The organism is Flavobacterium sp. SM15 (genome assembly GCF_022012335.1).
In the GTDB taxonomy this organism is placed as follows: Bacteria; Bacteroidota; Bacteroidia; order Flavobacteriales; family Flavobacteriaceae; genus Flavobacterium.
Genome location: NZ_JAKLTO010000003.1, coordinates 379,120 through 396,072 on the forward strand (window position 1 = coordinate 379,120; position 16,953 = coordinate 396,072).

Annotated in this window: 24 protein-coding genes; 2 read left to right on the plus strand and 22 right to left on the minus strand. The window is 37.1% G+C overall.

Annotated features, from left to right (window positions below; genetic code table 11):
* Positions 1–12: 12 nt before the first annotated feature.
* The 22 genes from rpsE to rpsL form a co-directional block, all read right to left on the minus strand.
* The gene (gene rpsE, locus LZZ90_RS07390; RefSeq protein WP_237790046.1) at positions 13–537 is read right to left on the minus strand and encodes a 30S ribosomal protein S5; all 525 of its coding nucleotides are present in this window, start codon (positions 535–537) and stop codon (positions 13–15) included.
* Positions 538–542: 5 nt separating this feature from the next.
* A complete protein-coding gene (gene rplR / locus LZZ90_RS07395; protein WP_237790047.1) occupies positions 543–890 on the minus strand; it encodes a 50S ribosomal protein L18 in 348 nt (115 codons plus the stop codon).
* An 11-nt stretch (positions 891–901) separates the two neighbouring features.
* Complete coding sequence (gene rplF / locus LZZ90_RS07400) at positions 902–1,444, minus strand: 50S ribosomal protein L6 (protein ID WP_237790048.1); 543 nt, start codon at positions 1,442–1,444, stop codon at positions 902–904.
* Positions 1,445–1,462: 18 nt separating this feature from the next.
* Positions 1,463–1,861 (minus strand): 30S ribosomal protein S8, encoded by a 399-nt coding sequence (gene rpsH, locus LZZ90_RS07405; protein WP_237790049.1) that lies wholly within the window; start codon positions 1,859–1,861, stop codon positions 1,463–1,465.
* 142 nt (positions 1,862–2,003) lie between these two features.
* Entirely contained in the window at positions 2,004–2,273 is a 270-nt protein-coding gene (rpsN, locus tag LZZ90_RS07410) for a 30S ribosomal protein S14 (RefSeq protein ID WP_023574067.1), read from the minus strand.
* 3 nt (positions 2,274–2,276) lie between these two features.
* Positions 2,277–2,828, minus strand: a complete 552-nt coding sequence (gene rplE / locus LZZ90_RS07415; protein WP_237790050.1) for a 50S ribosomal protein L5 — start codon at positions 2,826–2,828, stop codon at positions 2,277–2,279.
* Positions 2,829–2,830: 2 nt separating this feature from the next.
* Positions 2,831–3,145: a 50S ribosomal protein L24 gene (gene rplX / locus LZZ90_RS07420; protein WP_237790051.1), complete on the minus strand. Its 315-nt coding sequence runs from the start codon at positions 3,143–3,145 to the stop codon at positions 2,831–2,833.
* Between the two features lie 12 nt (positions 3,146–3,157).
* The gene (rplN, locus tag LZZ90_RS07425; RefSeq protein ID WP_014166275.1) at positions 3,158–3,526 is read right to left on the minus strand and encodes a 50S ribosomal protein L14; all 369 of its coding nucleotides are present in this window, start codon (positions 3,524–3,526) and stop codon (positions 3,158–3,160) included.
* A gap of 2 nt (positions 3,527–3,528) precedes the next feature.
* A complete protein-coding gene (rpsQ, locus tag LZZ90_RS07430; RefSeq protein ID WP_026981381.1) occupies positions 3,529–3,786 on the minus strand; it encodes a 30S ribosomal protein S17 in 258 nt (85 codons plus the stop codon).
* A gap of 17 nt (positions 3,787–3,803) precedes the next feature.
* Positions 3,804–3,995, minus strand: coding sequence for a 50S ribosomal protein L29 (gene rpmC, locus LZZ90_RS07435; protein ID WP_237790052.1), 192 nt, complete (start codon positions 3,993–3,995; stop codon positions 3,804–3,806).
* A gap of 12 nt (positions 3,996–4,007) precedes the next feature.
* Positions 4,008–4,427 (minus strand): 50S ribosomal protein L16, encoded by a 420-nt coding sequence (gene rplP, locus LZZ90_RS07440; protein WP_026981383.1) that lies wholly within the window; start codon positions 4,425–4,427, stop codon positions 4,008–4,010.
* 18 nt (positions 4,428–4,445) lie between these two features.
* Complete coding sequence (gene rpsC / locus LZZ90_RS07445) at positions 4,446–5,180, minus strand: 30S ribosomal protein S3 (protein ID WP_237790053.1); 735 nt, start codon at positions 5,178–5,180, stop codon at positions 4,446–4,448.
* Positions 5,181–5,188: 8 nt separating this feature from the next.
* The gene (gene rplV / locus LZZ90_RS07450; protein WP_237790054.1) at positions 5,189–5,599 is read right to left on the minus strand and encodes a 50S ribosomal protein L22; all 411 of its coding nucleotides are present in this window, start codon (positions 5,597–5,599) and stop codon (positions 5,189–5,191) included.
* A gap of 9 nt (positions 5,600–5,608) precedes the next feature.
* Complete coding sequence (rpsS, locus tag LZZ90_RS07455) at positions 5,609–5,887, minus strand: 30S ribosomal protein S19 (protein WP_023570340.1); 279 nt, start codon at positions 5,885–5,887, stop codon at positions 5,609–5,611.
* A 10-nt stretch (positions 5,888–5,897) separates the two neighbouring features.
* Positions 5,898–6,722, minus strand: a complete 825-nt coding sequence (gene rplB / locus LZZ90_RS07460; RefSeq protein WP_237790055.1) for a 50S ribosomal protein L2 — start codon at positions 6,720–6,722, stop codon at positions 5,898–5,900.
* Positions 6,723–6,728: 6 nt separating this feature from the next.
* Complete coding sequence (gene rplW / locus LZZ90_RS07465; protein ID WP_237790056.1) at positions 6,729–7,019, minus strand: 50S ribosomal protein L23; 291 nt, start codon at positions 7,017–7,019, stop codon at positions 6,729–6,731.
* A 7-nt stretch (positions 7,020–7,026) separates the two neighbouring features.
* Positions 7,027–7,656, minus strand: coding sequence for a 50S ribosomal protein L4 (gene rplD, locus LZZ90_RS07470; protein WP_237790057.1), 630 nt, complete (start codon positions 7,654–7,656; stop codon positions 7,027–7,029).
* Positions 7,656–8,273 carry a 50S ribosomal protein L3 gene (rplC, locus tag LZZ90_RS07475; RefSeq protein ID WP_237790058.1) on the minus strand — a complete coding sequence of 206 codons (618 nt, stop codon included), beginning with the start codon at positions 8,271–8,273 and terminating at the stop codon, positions 7,656–7,658. Before rplC ends, rplD begins: the two co-directional genes overlap by 1 nt.
* Positions 8,274–8,388: 115 nt before the next feature.
* On the minus strand, positions 8,389–8,694 hold the full coding sequence (gene rpsJ, locus LZZ90_RS07480) for a 30S ribosomal protein S10 (RefSeq protein ID WP_023579610.1): 306 nt from the start codon (positions 8,692–8,694) through the stop codon (positions 8,389–8,391).
* Between the two features lie 11 nt (positions 8,695–8,705).
* Entirely contained in the window at positions 8,706–10,862 is a 2,157-nt protein-coding gene (gene fusA / locus LZZ90_RS07485; RefSeq protein WP_237790059.1) for an elongation factor G, read from the minus strand.
* Positions 10,863–10,872: 10 nt separating this feature from the next.
* Positions 10,873–11,349 (minus strand): 30S ribosomal protein S7, encoded by a 477-nt coding sequence (rpsG, locus tag LZZ90_RS07490; RefSeq protein ID WP_237790060.1) that lies wholly within the window; start codon positions 11,347–11,349, stop codon positions 10,873–10,875.
* 23 nt (positions 11,350–11,372) lie between these two features.
* Positions 11,373–11,756 carry a 30S ribosomal protein S12 gene (rpsL, locus tag LZZ90_RS07495; RefSeq protein WP_026981392.1) on the minus strand — a complete coding sequence of 128 codons (384 nt, stop codon included), beginning with the start codon at positions 11,754–11,756 and terminating at the stop codon, positions 11,373–11,375.
* A 180-nt stretch (positions 11,757–11,936) separates the two neighbouring features.
* On the opposite strand from rpsL, the gene LZZ90_RS07500 reads away from it, so the two are divergent.
* Positions 11,937–13,601, plus strand: coding sequence for a hypothetical protein (locus LZZ90_RS07500; protein ID WP_237790061.1), 1,665 nt, complete (start codon positions 11,937–11,939; stop codon positions 13,599–13,601).
* Positions 13,602–13,675: 74 nt separating this feature from the next.
* On the plus strand, positions 13,676–16,951 hold the full coding sequence (locus tag LZZ90_RS07505; RefSeq protein ID WP_237790062.1) for a SusC/RagA family TonB-linked outer membrane protein: 3,276 nt from the start codon (positions 13,676–13,678) through the stop codon (positions 16,949–16,951).
* Positions 16,952–16,953: the final 2 nt, after the last annotated feature.

The window sequence follows — 16,953 nt, forward strand, 5'->3', positions numbered from 1 at the left end:
AATTTCCTTGAATTAACCTTTGAATACTTTCTCTAAAGAAATACCTCTTTGTTTTGCAACAGTGTGAGCACTTCTCATTTGTAATAAAGCATCAAAAGTAGCTTTAACAACATTGTGAGGGTTTGATGAACCTTGAGATTTCGACAATACATCGTGAATACCCACAGACTCCAATACCGAACGAACTGCACCACCGGCAATTACTCCTGTACCGTGAGAAGCCGGCATCAATAATACTCTTGCTCCACCAAATTTACCTTTTTGTTCGTGAGGAACCGATTGCCCACTTAAAGGAATACGAACCAAATTCTTTTTCGCATCTTCTACTGCTTTAGCGATAGCTTCCGAAACGTCTTTTGATTTTCCTAAACCGTGACCAACTACTCCGTTCTCGTCCCCTACAACTACAATAGCAGAGAACCCGAAAGCTCTACCACCTTTTGTAACTTTAGTTACACGATTCACACTAACCAAACGATCTTTCAATTCAAGACCACTAGGTTTTACTAGTTCTACGTTTTTATAATTATGATACATAATTCTTAGAATTTAAGTCCAGCTTCTCTGGCACCGTCTGCTAATGATTTAACTCTTCCGTGATATAAATAACCACCTCTGTCAAATGAAACAGTACTGATTCCTGCTTTTTGTGCTTTGTCGGCAATCAATTTACCTACTGCAGCAGCAACTTCAATTTTTGTTCCTTTTGCGCCAGCTTCTCTTGAAGAGGCAGCAGCTAGTGTCACACCGTTTACGTCATCTATGATTTGCGCATAGATTTCTTTATTACTTCTGAAAACAGAAAGTCTTGGATTTGCAGCAGTACCGCTTACAATCTTTCTGATTCTGAACTTTATTCTTTGTCTTCTTTCAGATTTTGTTAATGACATAGTCTTAATTTTTAAGCTGATTTACCTGCTTTTCTTCTTAACTCTTCCCCTACGAATTTAACTCCTTTTCCTTTGTAAGGCTCTGGCTTACGGAAACCTCTGATTTTCGCAGCTACTTGCCCTAACAATTGCTTGTCATGAGAAGTTAATTTAATGATAGGGTTTTTACCTTTTTCAGATACAGTTTCTACTTTCACCTCAGGAACCACCTCAAGAACTATGTTATGAGAAAAACCTAAAGCAACATCCAATTTTTGTCCTTGGTTAGCCGCTCTATAACCTACTCCCACTAATTCTAATTCTTTAGTGAAACCTTCGGATACACCAACAATCATATTGTTGATCAAAGCTCTGTATAAACCGTGTTTTGATCTTTCGTCTTTGTGATCAGAAGATCTTTCCACGATTACTTGTCCTTCTTCAACTTTAACAGATACATCTGAAAAATTTTGAGAAAGCTCACCTAATTTTCCTTTAACTGTAACTACAGCATCCTTAACTTCAACAGTTACACCAGCTGGAATTGCAATTGGACTTTTACCTATTCTTGACATTGTTAAGTCTTTTTAAAATTAGTATACGTAACAAACAACTTCACCACCAACATTTAATTGCTTCGCTTGTTTTCCAGTCATAAGACCTTTAGAAGTAGAAACGATAGCAATACCTAAACCGTTTAAGATTCTAGGCAGTTTAGCAGCACCAGCGTACTTACGTAAACCTGGTTTACTGATTCTTTGGATATCTTTGATTACAGACTCTTTAGTATCTTTATCGTACTTAAGAGCGATTTTGATGGTACCTTGTACAGTACTGTCATCGAATTTGTAACTTAAGATATATCCTTGATCGAATAAAATCTTAGTGATTTCTTTTTTCATGTTAGAAGCAGGGATCTCCACCACTTTGTGGTTAGCACGCACTGCATTTCTAACTCTTGTCAAGAAATCTGCAATAGGATCTGTATACATATTTATTAAATTGCGGCAACGGTTTTCAATAAGACCATCTCACTGAACCTGAAGCCATTAAACTCTATTTTTTTAAAGCAGATAATTGTACGTTACCGACAAAAATCCGGCAAATGTACAATTATCTGCTAAATAAACAATCTTACCAGCTTGCTTTTTTTACTCCTGGAATTAATCCGCTGTTGGCCATCTCACGGAAAGTAACACGTGAAATTCCGAACTGACGCATGTACCCTCTTGGTCTTCCAGTTAATTTACAACGGTTGTGTAAACGTACCGGAGAAGCATTTTTTGGTAATTTTTGTAGACCTTCATAATCTCCAGCTTCTAATAAAGCCTTTCTTTTTTCAGCATACTTTTCTACCAACGCTTGTCTTTTAACCTCACGGGCTTTCATTGATTCTTTAGCCATGTCTTAATTCTTTTTAAAAGGTAAACCTAATTGAGCTAATAATGATTTTGCTTCTTTGTCTGTGTTTGCAGAAGTTACAAATGTAATATCGAAACCTGCAATTTTGTTTACTTTGTCAATATCAATTTCAGGGAAAATGATTTGCTCAAGTACACCTAAGTTGTAGTTTCCTCTTCCGTCAAATCCTGTAGCTTTGATACCACCGAAGTCTCTTACACGTGGTAATGAAGAAGTGATCAAACGATCTAAGAATTCATACATTCTTTCTCCACGTAAAGTAACTTTAGCTCCGATCGGCATTCCTTTTCTCAATTTGAACGACGCAACGTCTTTCTTAGAGATAGTAGCAACTGCTTTCTGACCTGTGATTTTTGTTAACTCTTCCACTGCGTGATCTACTAATTTCTTATCAGATACAGCAGCTCCAACACCACGGCTAATAACGATTTTCTCCAATTTAGGAACCATCATTACGTTTTTATAACCGTACTCCTCTGTAAGAGCAGCAATTACTCTGCTCTTGTATTCTTCTTTAAGTCTAGGTATATAAGTCATGACTATAATACTTGATTAGATTTTTTAGAAATTCTCACTTTCTTATCCCCTTCAACTTTAACCCCTACTCTAGTCGCAGACTTAGTTTTAGGATCGATTAAAGCGATGTTAGAAATATGAATAGGAGCTTCTTTTTTCACGATACCACCTTGAGGGTTTTTAGCACTTGGCTTAGTGTGTTTCGACACCATGTTCACCCCTTCAACTACCGCTTTATTTTTCTCGCGAAGAACACGTAAAACTTTACCTTCAGCACCTTTATGGTCACCTGCGATAACTTTTACCACGTCTCCTGATTTGATTTTTAGCTTTATCATTGTCTTAACGAATTAAAGCACTTCTGGTGCTAATGATACAATTTTCATGAATTGTTTTTCACGAAGTTCTCTTGCTACCGGACCAAAAACACGAGTTCCTCTCATTTCACCTGCAGCGTTCAACAACACACATGCGTTATCGTCGAAACGGATGTAAGATCCATCAGCTCTTCTCACTTCTTTTTTAGTACGTACAACAACTGCAGTAGATACCGCTCCTTTTTTCACGTTTCCGTTCGGAGTTGCATCTTTAATCGCTACTACAATTTTATCTCCAACAGAGGCATAACGACGTTTCGTTCCTCCTAAAACACGAATGGTCAAAACTTCTTTTGCTCCCGTGTTATCTGCTACTTTTAATCTCGATTCCTGTTGTACCATAATTACTTCGCTCTTTCAATGATTTCAACTAATCTCCAACATTTTGACTTAGACATAGGTCGTGTTTCCATGATCTTTACCGTATCGCCGATGTTGCAATCGTTTGTTTCGTCGTGTGCTACATATTTCTTAGTTTTCAACACGAACTTACCGTATAATGGGTGTTTTACTCTTCTTGTTTCAGAAACAACAATAGATTTTTCCATTTTGTTGCTAGTAACAACACCAATTCTCTCTTTTCTTAAATTTCTTTTTTCCATCTTTCAGCAGAATACAATTATTGTAACTCTCTTTTGCTTAACTCAGTAGCAACTCTAGCGATTGATCTTCTCACAGCTCTTAACTGTAAAGGATTCTCAATTGGAGAAATTGCGTGAGCGTTTTTTAGGTCGGTATAAGTCTTTCTTAACTGACTAAGTTGTCCTTGTAACTCAGCTGCAGACAGATTTTTAATTTCTGATTGTTTCATAATGCTTTTTTATTATGCTTCGAAATCTCTAGCAACGATAAACTTGGTTTTAACTGGAAGTTTTTGTGCTGCAAGACGTAATGCCTCTTTTGCAACTGCGATTGGCACTCCACCAACCTCAAACATGATTCTTCCTGGTTTTACAACAGCAGCCCAGTATTCAACTGCACCTTTACCTTTACCCATACGTACTTCAAGAGGTTTTTTGGTGATTGGCTTATCTGGGAAGATTTTGATCCACAATTGTCCTTCACGCTTCATGTAACGTGTTGCAGCGATACGAGCCGCCTCAATTTGACGAGAAGTAATGAATGAATAATCTAAAGATTTAATACCAAACATTCCATTTGAAAGTTCGTGACCTCTTTGAGACACCCCTTTCATTTTACCTTTCTGTACCTTACGGTATTTTGTTCTTTTAGGCTGTAACATTTTTCTTTAGTTTAAAAATTACTTTCTTTTGCGTTGGTTTGGTTTACCATTCCCTTTTGGAGAATGAGAAGATCCTGAAGGTTTAGATTGTTTTTTATCCATACCTACTAACGGAGAAAGATCTCTTTTTCCGTAAACTTCACCTTTCATGATCCACACTTTGATACCCATTCTACCGTAAGTAGTATGTGCTTCAGCAAGTGAATAATCAATATCAGCTCTGAAAGTTGATAGAGGAATACGTCCTTCTTTGAACATTTCAGAACGTGCCATTTCAGCACCGTTCAAACGACCAGAAATCATAACTTTGATACCTTCTGCGTTCATACGCATAGCAGCAGCAATAGCCATTTTAATTGCACGACGGTATGAAATACGACTTTCAATCTGACGAGCAATACTTGTACCTACTAAGTAAGCATCAAGCTCAGGTCTTTTAATTTCAAAGATGTTAATTTGAACCTCTTTGTCAGTAATTTTCTTAAGTTCTTCTTTCAACTTGTCTACCTCTTGACCACCTTTCCCGATAATGATACCTGGACGAGCAGTAGTGATAGTAACGGTTACAAGTTTCAAAGTTCTCTCGATGATTACTTTAGAAACACTAGCTTTTGATAAACGAGCATGGATATACTTACGGATTTTAGCATCTTCTGCCAATTTATCACCGTAGTCATTTCCACCGTACCAGTTTGAGTCCCATCCTCTGATGATCCCAAGGCGATTTCCGATTGGATTTGTCTTTTGTCCCATACTGCTTATTAATTGCTTTGTGTGTTATTAATATCTCCTAACACGATTGTTACGTGGTTAGAACGTTTTCTGATTCTGTGTGCGCGACCTTGTGGAGCCGGACGAAGTCTTTTCAACATCATACCGCCGTCTACACGGATCTCTTTTACAAATAAGCCTGCTTCCTCCATGTTAGCCTCTGCGTTTTTCGCTTGCCAGTTAGCAATAGCGGATAACAACAATTTCTCTAACTTACGAGAAGCTTCTTTTGAACTAAATCTTAATATGTTAAGAGCTTTTTCAACTTTCTGACCTCTTACTAAATCTGCTACTAAGCGCATTTTTCTAGGTGAAGTTGGGCAGTTATTCAGCTTAGCAACAGCAACCTGCTTCTTAGCTTCTTTAACCTGCTCGGCTCTTTCTCTTTTACGAACTCCCATAGCTTCTTATTATTTTTTACCTTTATTTTTAGCTCCAGCATGACCTCTAAAAGATCTTGTTGGCGAAAACTCTCCTAATTTATGACCTACCATGTTTTCTGTAACGTAAACAGGTACAAATTGACGACCGTTGTGTACTGCGATAGTCTGTCCAACGAAATCCGGAGTAATCATAGAAGCTCGAGACCAAGTCTTAACCACTCCTTTGTTACCTTTTTCGATATTTTCCTGAACTTTCTTCTCTAACTTAAAGTGTACGAAAGGTCCTTTTTTTAATGAACGTGCCATATCTTACTTATTATTTCTTTCTACGTTCTACGATATACTTATTACTCGGGTTAACTTTAGAACGAGTTCTATAACCTTTAGCAGGTAAACCTTTTCTTGAACGTGGGTGACCTCCAGAAGAGCGTCCTTCTCCACCTCCCATTGGGTGATCAACAGGGTTCATTGCTACCGGTCTAGTTCTTGGTCTTCTACCTAACCATCTAGATCTACCAGCTTTACCTGATACAACTAACTGGTGATCTGAGTTAGAAACCGCTCCAATAGTTGCAGAACAAGTAAGCAAGATTAATCTTGTCTCCCCTGAAGGCATTTTAATTGTAGCATATTTTCCATCTCTCGCCATTAACTGAGCAAAAGTTCCAGCCGAACGAGCGATAACAGCTCCTTGACCTGGTCTTAACTCGATACAAGAAATAACAGTTCCTAGAGGAATTTTACTTAAAGGCAAAGTGTTACCAATTTCTGGAGCCGCTTCAGGACCAGAAACTACAGTTTGTCCTACTTGTAAACCATTCTGAGCGATGATATACGTTTTAGCACCATCTGCATAGTGCAATAACGAAATAAATGCGGAACGGTTTGGATCGTACTCGATAGTTTTCACTGTAGCAGGAACTCCTACTTTAGTTCTTTTGAAATCTACTAAACGGTACTTTTGTTTGTGACCACCACCTGTGTAGCGCATGGTCATCTTTCCTTGACTATTTCTACCTCCAGAGTTTTTTTTCGGTGCGATCAATGAACGCTCCGGCTTGTCAGTTGTAATAGTGTCAAAGCTATTTACAACTCTAAAACGCTGACCCGGGGTAATAGGTTTTAATTTTCTAACTGACATTTTCTATTAGATATTAGTATAAAAATCTATTGTTTCTCCTTCTTGTACTTGCACTACTGCTTTTTTATAAGCATTAGTCTTTCCACTGATTAAACCACTCTTAGTGTATTTAACCGATCTATCAGCTCTGTAATTCATTGTATTAACAGCAACTACATTCACACCAAAAGTAGCCTCAACAGCATTTTTGATTTGGATTTTGTTTGCTTTTTTGTCAACAACGAAACCAAAGCGGTTGAAAGTTTCTCCCTCTTTGGTAATTTTTTCAGTAATGATAGGTTTAATTATGATACTCATAGCCCTATTATTTGCTTAAATTTTCTACAATTCCTTCTACCGAACCTTCTAAAAGCACTAAACTATTTGCATTCAAAATTGCGTAAGTGCTTAATTCTGAAGAAGTTACAACATTAGAAGCCTTTAAATTGCGTGACGACAAATATACATTTTTATTTGTATCACCCAACACGAATAAAGATTTTTTGTTTTCTAACCCTAAAGCTTTCAATACGTTAATGAAATTTTTAGTGTTTGGAGTTTCAAAGTTGAAGTCCTCAAGAACTACTAAATTTGATTCTTTCATCTTTAAAGAGAAAGCTGATTTACGAGCCAATCTTTTTAAAGTTTTATTCAATTTGAAAGAATAACTTCTTGGTCTTGGACCAAAAACTGTACCTCCACCTTTAAACAAAGGATTCTTAACAGAACCAGCACGAGCTGTACCTGTTCCTTTTTGTTTTTTAATCTTACGCGTACTTCCGGTCACTTCAGCTCTTTCTTTAGCTTTGTGTGTACCTTGTCTTTGATTTGCTAAGTATTGCTTAACATCAAGATATACAGCGTGATTATTAGGCTCAATTGCGAATACTGAGTCAGCAAGTTGTACTTTACGACCAGTATCTTTTCCGTTGATATCTAATACTTTTACTTCCATTACTTCTGAATGATTACGTAAGAGTTTTTGTGCCCAGGAATCGCTCCTTTAACCACAAGTAGGTTCTTATCAGCCACTACTTTTAAAACTCTAAGGTTTTGAACTGTTACATTTTCTCCTCCTGTTCTTCCCGCCATACGCATTCCTTTGAATACTCTTGATGGATAAGACGATGCTCCAACAGAACCTGGCGCTCTCAAACGGTTGTGCTGACCGTGAGTTGCTTGTCCAACCCCACCAAAACCGTGACGCTTAACAACCCCTTGGAAACCTTTACCTTTTGATACTCCCACCACATCAACGAATTCGCCTTCAGCAAATACATCAACCGTGATAACATCACCTAATTTGTGCTCAGTTACAAAATCCTGGAATTCAACGACTTTCTTTTTAGCAACAGTACCCGCTTTTTTAAAGTGACCTAACTCAGCTTTAGTAGCGTGTTTTTCTGTTTTGTCATCGAAACCAAGTTGTAACGCTTCATACCCGTCAACCTCATTGGTTCTGACTTGGGTAACGACACATGGACCTGCTTCAATTACAGTACAAGGAATATTTTTCCCGTTCTCATCGAATAAGCTGGTCATGCCGATTTTTCTTCCAATTAACCCAGACATATAAACTATTTATTAATAAATTATAAAAAATTCTCTTTTTTTGAGTGCGCAAAAGTAGGCATTATGTTTTGAATATCAAAACATAATGCCTAAATACTTTAAAATGCGTGATTTATCACACTTTGATCTCTACTTCAACTCCACTAGGAAGCTCCAATTTCATTAGAGCGTCGATAGTTTTTGAAGAAGAAGAATAGATATCCAAAAGTCTTTTGTATGAACTCACTTCAAATTGCTCTCTTGATTTTTTGTTTACGTGCGGAGAACGCAAAACAGTGAAAATCTTTTTGTGAGTAGGTAATGGAATAGGCCCTGTTACCACTGCACCTGTACTTTTTACAGTTTTTACGATTTTTTCTGCTGATTTATCAACCAACATATGATCGTAAGATTTTAATTTTATTCTGATCTTTTGACTCATCTTGATAAAAATTAAGCGTTACCTTTTGCTTTTTTAATTACTTCATCGGAAATGTTCGATGGCGTTTGCTCATAGTGCGAGAATTCCATAGTAGAAGTTGCACGACCCGATGACAATGTTCTCAATGTAGTTACATAACCAAACATTTCAGAAAGTGGCACGTTTGCTTTAATAGTTTTTGCACCATTTCTGTCACCCATGTCGTTAACTTGTCCTCTACGACGGTTCAAATCACCTACGATATCACCCATGTTTTCTTCCGGAGTAATAACTTCGATTTTCATGATTGGCTCTAAGATTACAGCTCCAGCAGCTTTCGCAACTTCTTTGTAACCCATTTTTGCTGCCAATTCGAACGAAAGTGCATCCGAATCCACCGCGTGGTAAGAACCATCCAATAAAGTAACTTTCAAGCTATCAACCACATAACCTGCCAAAGGACCCGTTTTCATTGCTTCGCGGAAACCTTTTTCAACTGCAGGGATATATTCTTTAGGAACGTTACCACCTTTTACTTCATTCACAAACTGTAATCCCACAGCTGGCTTACCATCAACAGCTTCTGCCGGCTCTAAACGGAAAACGATATCCCCGAATTTACCACGACCACCAGACTGTTTCTTGTACACCTCTCTGTGTTGTGCAGATTTTGTAAATGCCTCTTTGTACTCAACCTGAGGTTCACCTTGGTTAACTTCCACTTTGAACTCACGTTTCATACGGTCTACTAAGATATCTAAGTGAAGCTCACCCATACCTGAGATAATCGTTTGACCTGAAGCCTCATCTGTTCTAACAGTAAACGTTGGATCCTCTTCAGCTAATTTCGCTAAAGCCATACCCATTTTATCTACGTCAGCTTTTGTTTTAGGCTCGATCGCGATACCAATTACCGGATCAGGGAATTTCATCGACTCAAGAATAATTGGATGTTTTTCATCACACATTGTATCCCCAGTCTTGATATCTTTAAATCCTACTGCCGCTCCAATATCTCCAGCCTCGATGTATTCGATCGGATTTTGTTTGTTCGCGTGCATTTGATAGATACGAGAAATACGCTCTTTGTTTCCTGAACGAGTATTCAAGATATAAGAACCTGCATCTAAACGACCAGAATAAGCACGGAAGAACGCCAAACGACCAACATAAGGGTCAGTAGCAATCTTAAATGCTAAAGCCGCGAAAGGCTCTTTTACATCTGGACGACGTAAGATTTTAGTTTGATCTTCCTCTAACAAATCAGCATCATCAGGATGGATACCTTCGATACCTTCTTTATCTAAAGGAGACGGTAAATATTTACAAACCGCATCCAACATGAACTGAACTCCTTTGTTTTTGAAAGAAGAACCAGCAATCATAGGGATGATCGCCATGTCGATAGTAGCAGCTCTTAATGCAGCGTTGATTTCGTCCTCAGTGATTGAGTTCTCATCTTCCATGTATTTGTCAAGTAGATTCTCATCGTACTCAGCAACCGCTTCAATTAAGATCGATCTGTATTCTTTAACTTCAGCCACCATATCAGCAGGAATGTCTACGATATCAAAAGTCGCCCCTTGAGTAGCATCATGCCATACGATCGCTTGGTTTTTTACTAAGTCTACAACTCCTTTGAAGTCATTTTCTTCACCGATTGGTAAAGTAATCGCCACCGCGTTAGATTTTAACATATCTCTAACCTGCTGACAAACGTTTAAGAAGTTAGAACCCTGACGGTCCATTTTGTTTACGAATCCCATACGAGGAACTCTGTATTGGTCTGCTAATCTCCAGTTGGTTTCTGATTGAGGCTCTACACCGTCAACAGCAGAAAACAAGAATACTAAACCATCCAATACACGCAACGAACGGTTTACCTCAACTGTAAAGTCAACGTGTCCCGGGGTATCGATAATGTTAAAGTGGTACGGTTTAGATTCCGGAGTTAATTTACCTTGCTCTGTTGGAAAGCTCCACTCACAAGTTGTCGCTGCAGAAGTAATGGTAATACCTCTTTCCTGCTCTTGCGCCATCCAGTCCATGGTTGCAGCACCATCGTGCACTTCACCAATCTTGTGTGATTTTCCAGTATAAAATAAGATACGCTCTGTTGTTGTTGTTTTACCAGCATCAATGTGAGCAGCAATACCTATGTTTCTTGTGAATTTTAAATCTCTAGCCATTTCTTATGAATTAAAATCTAAAGTGAGAGAATGCTTTATTAGCATCTGCCATCTTGTGAGTATCCATTCTTTTCTTAACAGCCGCTCCTTCTTCTTTAGCCGCAGCTAAGATTTCAGAAGCAAGTTTTCCTGCCATAGATTTTTCATTTCTTCTTCTTGCATACAAAATCATCCATTTCATAGAATAAGAAATTTTTCTATCTGGACGAATTTGCATTGGGATCTGGAACGTAGCTCCACCCACACGACGTGAACGAACTTCTACGTGAGGCATAACATTTGTTAATGCATCTTTCCAAATTTCTAAAGCAGATTTCTCTGCATCTTGCTTTTTAGCCTCTACAATGTCTAATGCATCATAAAAAACTTTAAAAGCTGTTGATTTCTTACCGTCCCACATTAAGTTGTTTACAAAACGTGTTACTAACTGATCGTTAAATTTCGGATCCGGTAAAAGGGGTCTTTTCTTGGCCGCTCTTTTTCTCATGTCTTTTTCTTAAAAGTTAAAAATTACTTTTTAGCGTCTTTAGGTCGTTTAGCACCATATTTAGATCTTCTTTGTGTTCTACCGTTAACTCCGGCAGTATCCAAAGCACCACGTACGATGTGGTATCTAACACCTGGTAAATCTTTTACCCTTCCGCCTCTAACTAATACTATCGAGTGCTCTTGTAGATTGTGTCCTTCTCCTGGGATGTAAGCATTCACTTCATTACCATTGGTCAAACGCACACGCGCAACTTTACGCATTGCAGAGTTTGGTTTCTTTGGTGTAGTAGTGTAAACACGCGTACAAACTCCTCTTCTTTGTGGACAAGAATCTAAAGCAGCCGATTTACTCTTCTTAGTTACCTGGGCTCTCCCTGTTCTTACTAATTGTTGAATTGTTGGCATAATGTTTAATAAAATTACTAACGTTATTAATTCCCGACACTTTTCGGGGCTGCAAATGTAGAAATTAATTTTCAAAAAACAAACCCTAAATATTTAATTTTCAACACAATTCTATATTCAACAAAAATCACATATTCAAAAACCATTTTTTACGTTATTTTTACCAAAAGATTTTCCCGCTTGAAAAATTTGCTGCTTTTTTCACTTCTGATCATCACAGGCTTTACCTCAAAAGCCCAAAATCTGTATTTAAAAATCGAAGGAAACTCGACAGAAGAAACCAAAATCATCGACAGCATAGGCTACAAAAGCAAACACCCCGACACAAAATCCATTATTGACGAAACTAAAAACTTCAGCTCAATATTGACAAAAAACGGATATCTGGAAACCGAGTTCAAAAGTCAAAAAAAAATAAACGACTCCACCTTCCTTTTCAAGTATCATATTGGCAAAAAAACAAATCTCATACACATATATATAGGTGGAATTCCCAGTCAAGAAAAAAAACTTCTCGAATTAAGCGCAGACACTTTAAAAATCAAACTCTCGGAAGTTGACAATTTCATGAACCGAAATTTAGCAAACCTGGAGCAAAAAGGCTACTCCTTAAGCGAACTGCAACTTGTAAATCACAAAAAAGAAAACAACCATCTTTTAGCCGAACTGAAAATCAAAACCGAAAACAAACGAAAACTAAACAACATTGTCATTCTGGGCTATCCAAAGTTTCCCGAAGGCATCCGAAGAAACATTGTCAAACAATTTCAAAAAAAAACCTTTAACCAAGAAAATTTAAAACAACTTCACAGCCTTTTTAAAGCTTTACCTTTTACAAACCAAACAAAATATCCGGAAATACTCTTTACTAAAGACAACACCAAAGCATATGTTTATTTAGAAAAAACACGCTCCAACCGATTTGAAGGTTTCATAGGCTTTTCCAACGATGAAAATTCCGGAACCCGCTTTATTGGCTACCTTGACCTGCTTCTGAATAACGCTCTTAACACAGGTGAAAAATTCAATCTGTATTGGAAAAGCGATGGTAAAAAACAGACCTCTTTCAACATCGGAACCGAACTCCCTTACATTTTCAAAACACCTTTAGGCATTAAAGCCAATCTCAGAATTTTTAAACAGGACAGCATTTTTCAAAACACAACTACCGATCTAAATTTAGGTTATTACTTTCAATACAACTCCAAAGTTTACTTAGGCTACCAATCCGAAGAATCTATAGACATCCAAAAATCAAACACTTCTCTGATCAGCGGATTCAAAAGCACCTTCTGGACCGCTTCCTATGAATTCTTCAATTTCAATCCTGAGAATTATCTTTTCAAGGAAAAAACTAATTTCTTTATAAAAACAGGAACAGGAAAACGAAATTCTAAATTAGAATCCAACAACCAGTACTTTATCCTACTCGAAGCCTTTCACAACTTCAATCTTAACAAAAAAAATCTGATCTATATAAAAAATCAAAGCTTTTTCCTTCAAAGCCCCAACTACATAGCAAACGAACTTCACCGTTTTGGAGGAATCAATTCGATTCGTGGATTTTCTGAAAACAGCCTTCAAGCCAGTAGTTTTTCAGGTTTTATGACTGAGTACCGCTATTTGTTAACACAAAACATGTACCTGCACAGCATTACAGACTACGGATATTTTCAAGACAAAAGCTCAAATTTTAACAATAATTTATTAGGATTAGGATTAGGATTAGGAATAGCCACCAAAAACGGGATTCTTAATTTAATTTACGCAAATGGCAGCAGTAAAGGCGAAACTATAAAACTTTCAAATTCAATTATTCACATCAGCTTTAAGACAATTTTTTAGAAAACACAAAAAAATTCTTGCTTTTTTAATATAATTTTAAGAAATTTGGAACCTAACTATAATTGAAATAACAAATGAGAACAAAGTTCAAAGCTTTTTTGACACTAGCCATAGTGTTATTATCGCAAGTAATTTTTGCGCAGGAAAGGACAGTCTCAGGTAAGGTTACAGATCAGGGAGGACTTCCTCTACCTGGCGTAAGTATTACCGAGAAGGGGACTAAAAATGGTACTCAATCCGATATGGATGGAGTGTATACTATTAAGGTAAAAGAAAACGCAACATTAGTTTTCTCTTTCATTGGAATGAAATCTCAAGAAATGAAAGCTTCTTCAAACTCCGTTAATGTAAAAATGGTAGACGAAGCAAAAGCTCTTGAAGGAGTAGTAGTAACAGCTTTAGGTATCAAAAGAGAGAAAAAAGCTTTAGGGTATTCCTCTCAGAAGGTAGACGGAGCAGCTATTAACCAAACCCCAACAAACAACTTTTTAAACAATTTATCAGGTAAAGTTGCTGGTTTAGAGGTTAAAATGAACTCAAACTTCGGAGGATCAACAAACATTGTTTTACGTGGTATTAAAAGTATAACAGGAAATAACCAAGCATTAATCGTTATTGATGGTGTGCCGGTTAACAATGCTAACTTAAATACTGCTGATGCTGCTAATGCAAGAGACGGATATGACTTCGGTAACTCAGCTTCAGATATTGATCCTAACAACATTGAATCAGTAAACGTACTAAAAGGAGCAGCGGCTACGGCGCTTTATGGTAGCGACGCTGCAAATGGAGCTATCATGATTACTACTAAAAAAGGTAAAAAAAATAAAGCATTAGGTATCTCTATCAATTCAACAGTTTCTGGAGGAACGATAGACCGATCAACTTTTGCAAAATACCAAAAACTTTATGGTGGTGGTGGATATGACGGTCACGACAACTTATTAGTACAAGATGTTAATGGTGATGGCATTGATGATTTATTAGTTCCAACTGGATATGATATTTCTTACGGTAATGCATTTAATCCAAATTTAATGGTATACCAATGGAATGCGTTTGTACCAACAAACCCTAATTATGGCCAACCTACACCTTGGGTTGGTGCTAAAAACGATCCTTCAGCATTTTTCCAAAAATCTTTAGGTACAGTAAACAGTATAAACTTTAATGGTGGAGATGAGCACAGTACTTACAATTTCAACTACACTAACAATACTGAAAATGGTGTGTTACCAAACTCAAGATTAATAAAAAACACTCTTACAGGTAACTTTACCAAAGAATTTGGATCTAGAATTAAAACTGGCGTTCAGTTTAATTATTCAGACCAAAGTACCAGAGGAAGAAACAGTGTAGGTTATGGTGATAACTTCTTAGGAAGTTTTAGACAATGGTGGCAAACAAACGTTGACGTAAAAGAATTAAGAGATGCTTACTTCCAAAACAAAGCCAACGTAACATGGAACATGAACGATCCTGTAGGTGGTGACTTAACCCCTGCTTATTGGAACAACCCATATTGGGATCGATACGAGAATTATGAAACTGACGGAAGAAAAAGACTTATCTTAGGTGGAAACGTTTCTTACGACATCACTAAAAACTTCAATGTTTTAGGTCGCGCAACTATTGAAACTTCTAATGACAGACAAGAACAAAGAAAAGCTGTAGGAAGCCATCCTGAAGAATTTGGTATTTCTCAAATAGACGAGTCATCTGGTTACCAATTATTCACAAGATCATTTTCTCAACAGACTTATGATTTAATTGCAACTTACGATATAAACATCACAAATGATTTAGGATTAAAATTACTTGGAGGTGGAACATTAAAACACTCAAAAATTGATTCATTCAACGGGTCAACAACTGGTGGATTAATAACTCCTGGCAACTATAACCTAGCAAATTCACGTGTTTATGTGGCACCGGTTGAATCAGAACTTTCATTTAAAAAATCTGGTTTCTACGGGCAAGCTTCTTTTGATTACAAAAAGATGTTATACTTAGACGGAACTTTCAGACAGGATAAATCTACCGGTATCTATACAGGACATAATGTCTACAATTACACTTCAATTGGAGGTAGTTTCGTTTTTTCTGAAGTTATTAAACCAAGCTGGTTAAACTTAGGAAAATTAAGACTTAGCTACGCTGAAGTAGGAAACGACATCAACACTGCCAGAGCAGGCGCTAAAGTTTCTAATGGTTTAATTGACGGAAATCCTATGTATTCAAACAGTACAACTTTTTTCGACTACCAAAAATTAAAACCTGAAACTTCAAAAAGCTGGGAGGTTGGTATAGAATCTTCTATGTTTAACAACAGAGCAAGTTTTGAAGTTTCCTTATACAAAACAAACACGGTCGATCAAATTTTTAATGTACCACAATCTACATCAACTGGATACAGTACTTCAAGAATTAACGCAGGTGAATTACAAAACAAAGGTGTCGAAGTTTCTCTTTCTGGATACCCTGTTAAAACAAAAGATTTCCAATGGCAAATTAATGTTAACTGGGCTCAAAACAGAAACAAATTACTTTCTTTAGACGAAGGAAGATCAAACTTACAATTAGCAAGTTTCCAATCTGGTATTACACTTAACGCAACTGTTGGTCAACCATATGGAACTATTAGGGGTACAGACTATATTTATGATGATGCTGGTAACAAAATTGTTGGTGCAGACGGGAATTACCTTCAAACAACAACAAGTGATCACGTTATTGGTAACATTCAAGCTAAATGGACAGGTGGTGTAAGTAATAAAGTAACTTACAAAAACCTTTCATTGAATTTCTTAATCGATGTTAAAAAAGGTGGTAGTGTATTCTCATTAGACCAAGCTTATGGTCAAGATACAGGTCTTTATCCAGAAACTGCTGGACTAAACGATTTAGGAAATCCAGTTCGTAATACTTTAGCTGATGGAGGAGGATTTATTAACCCAGGAGTTATGTTGAATCCTGCTTTTGTACCTGGAAACGGTCAACCACAATACATCCCTAATACAATCAGAGTGGATGCTTCAGATTCAAGTGAGGCTAGTGGTTTAGGATATGGTATTACAGCTAATCCGGATAAAGCTTATGTATATGATGCATCATTCGTTAAGTTAAGAGAAGTTGGATTAACGTATTCGCTTCCTACTAAATTATTAGAAAGAACATTCATTAGTGGTGCATCTTTTGGAGTGTCTGGAAACAATCTTTGGATTATCGACAAAAACTTACCACATGCTGACCCTGAAGCAGGAACATCATCTGGAAACGTACAAGGATATCAATCTGGTGTTATGCCTACTGTAAAAGTGTATTCTTTTAACGTAAAATTAAATTTCTAAAA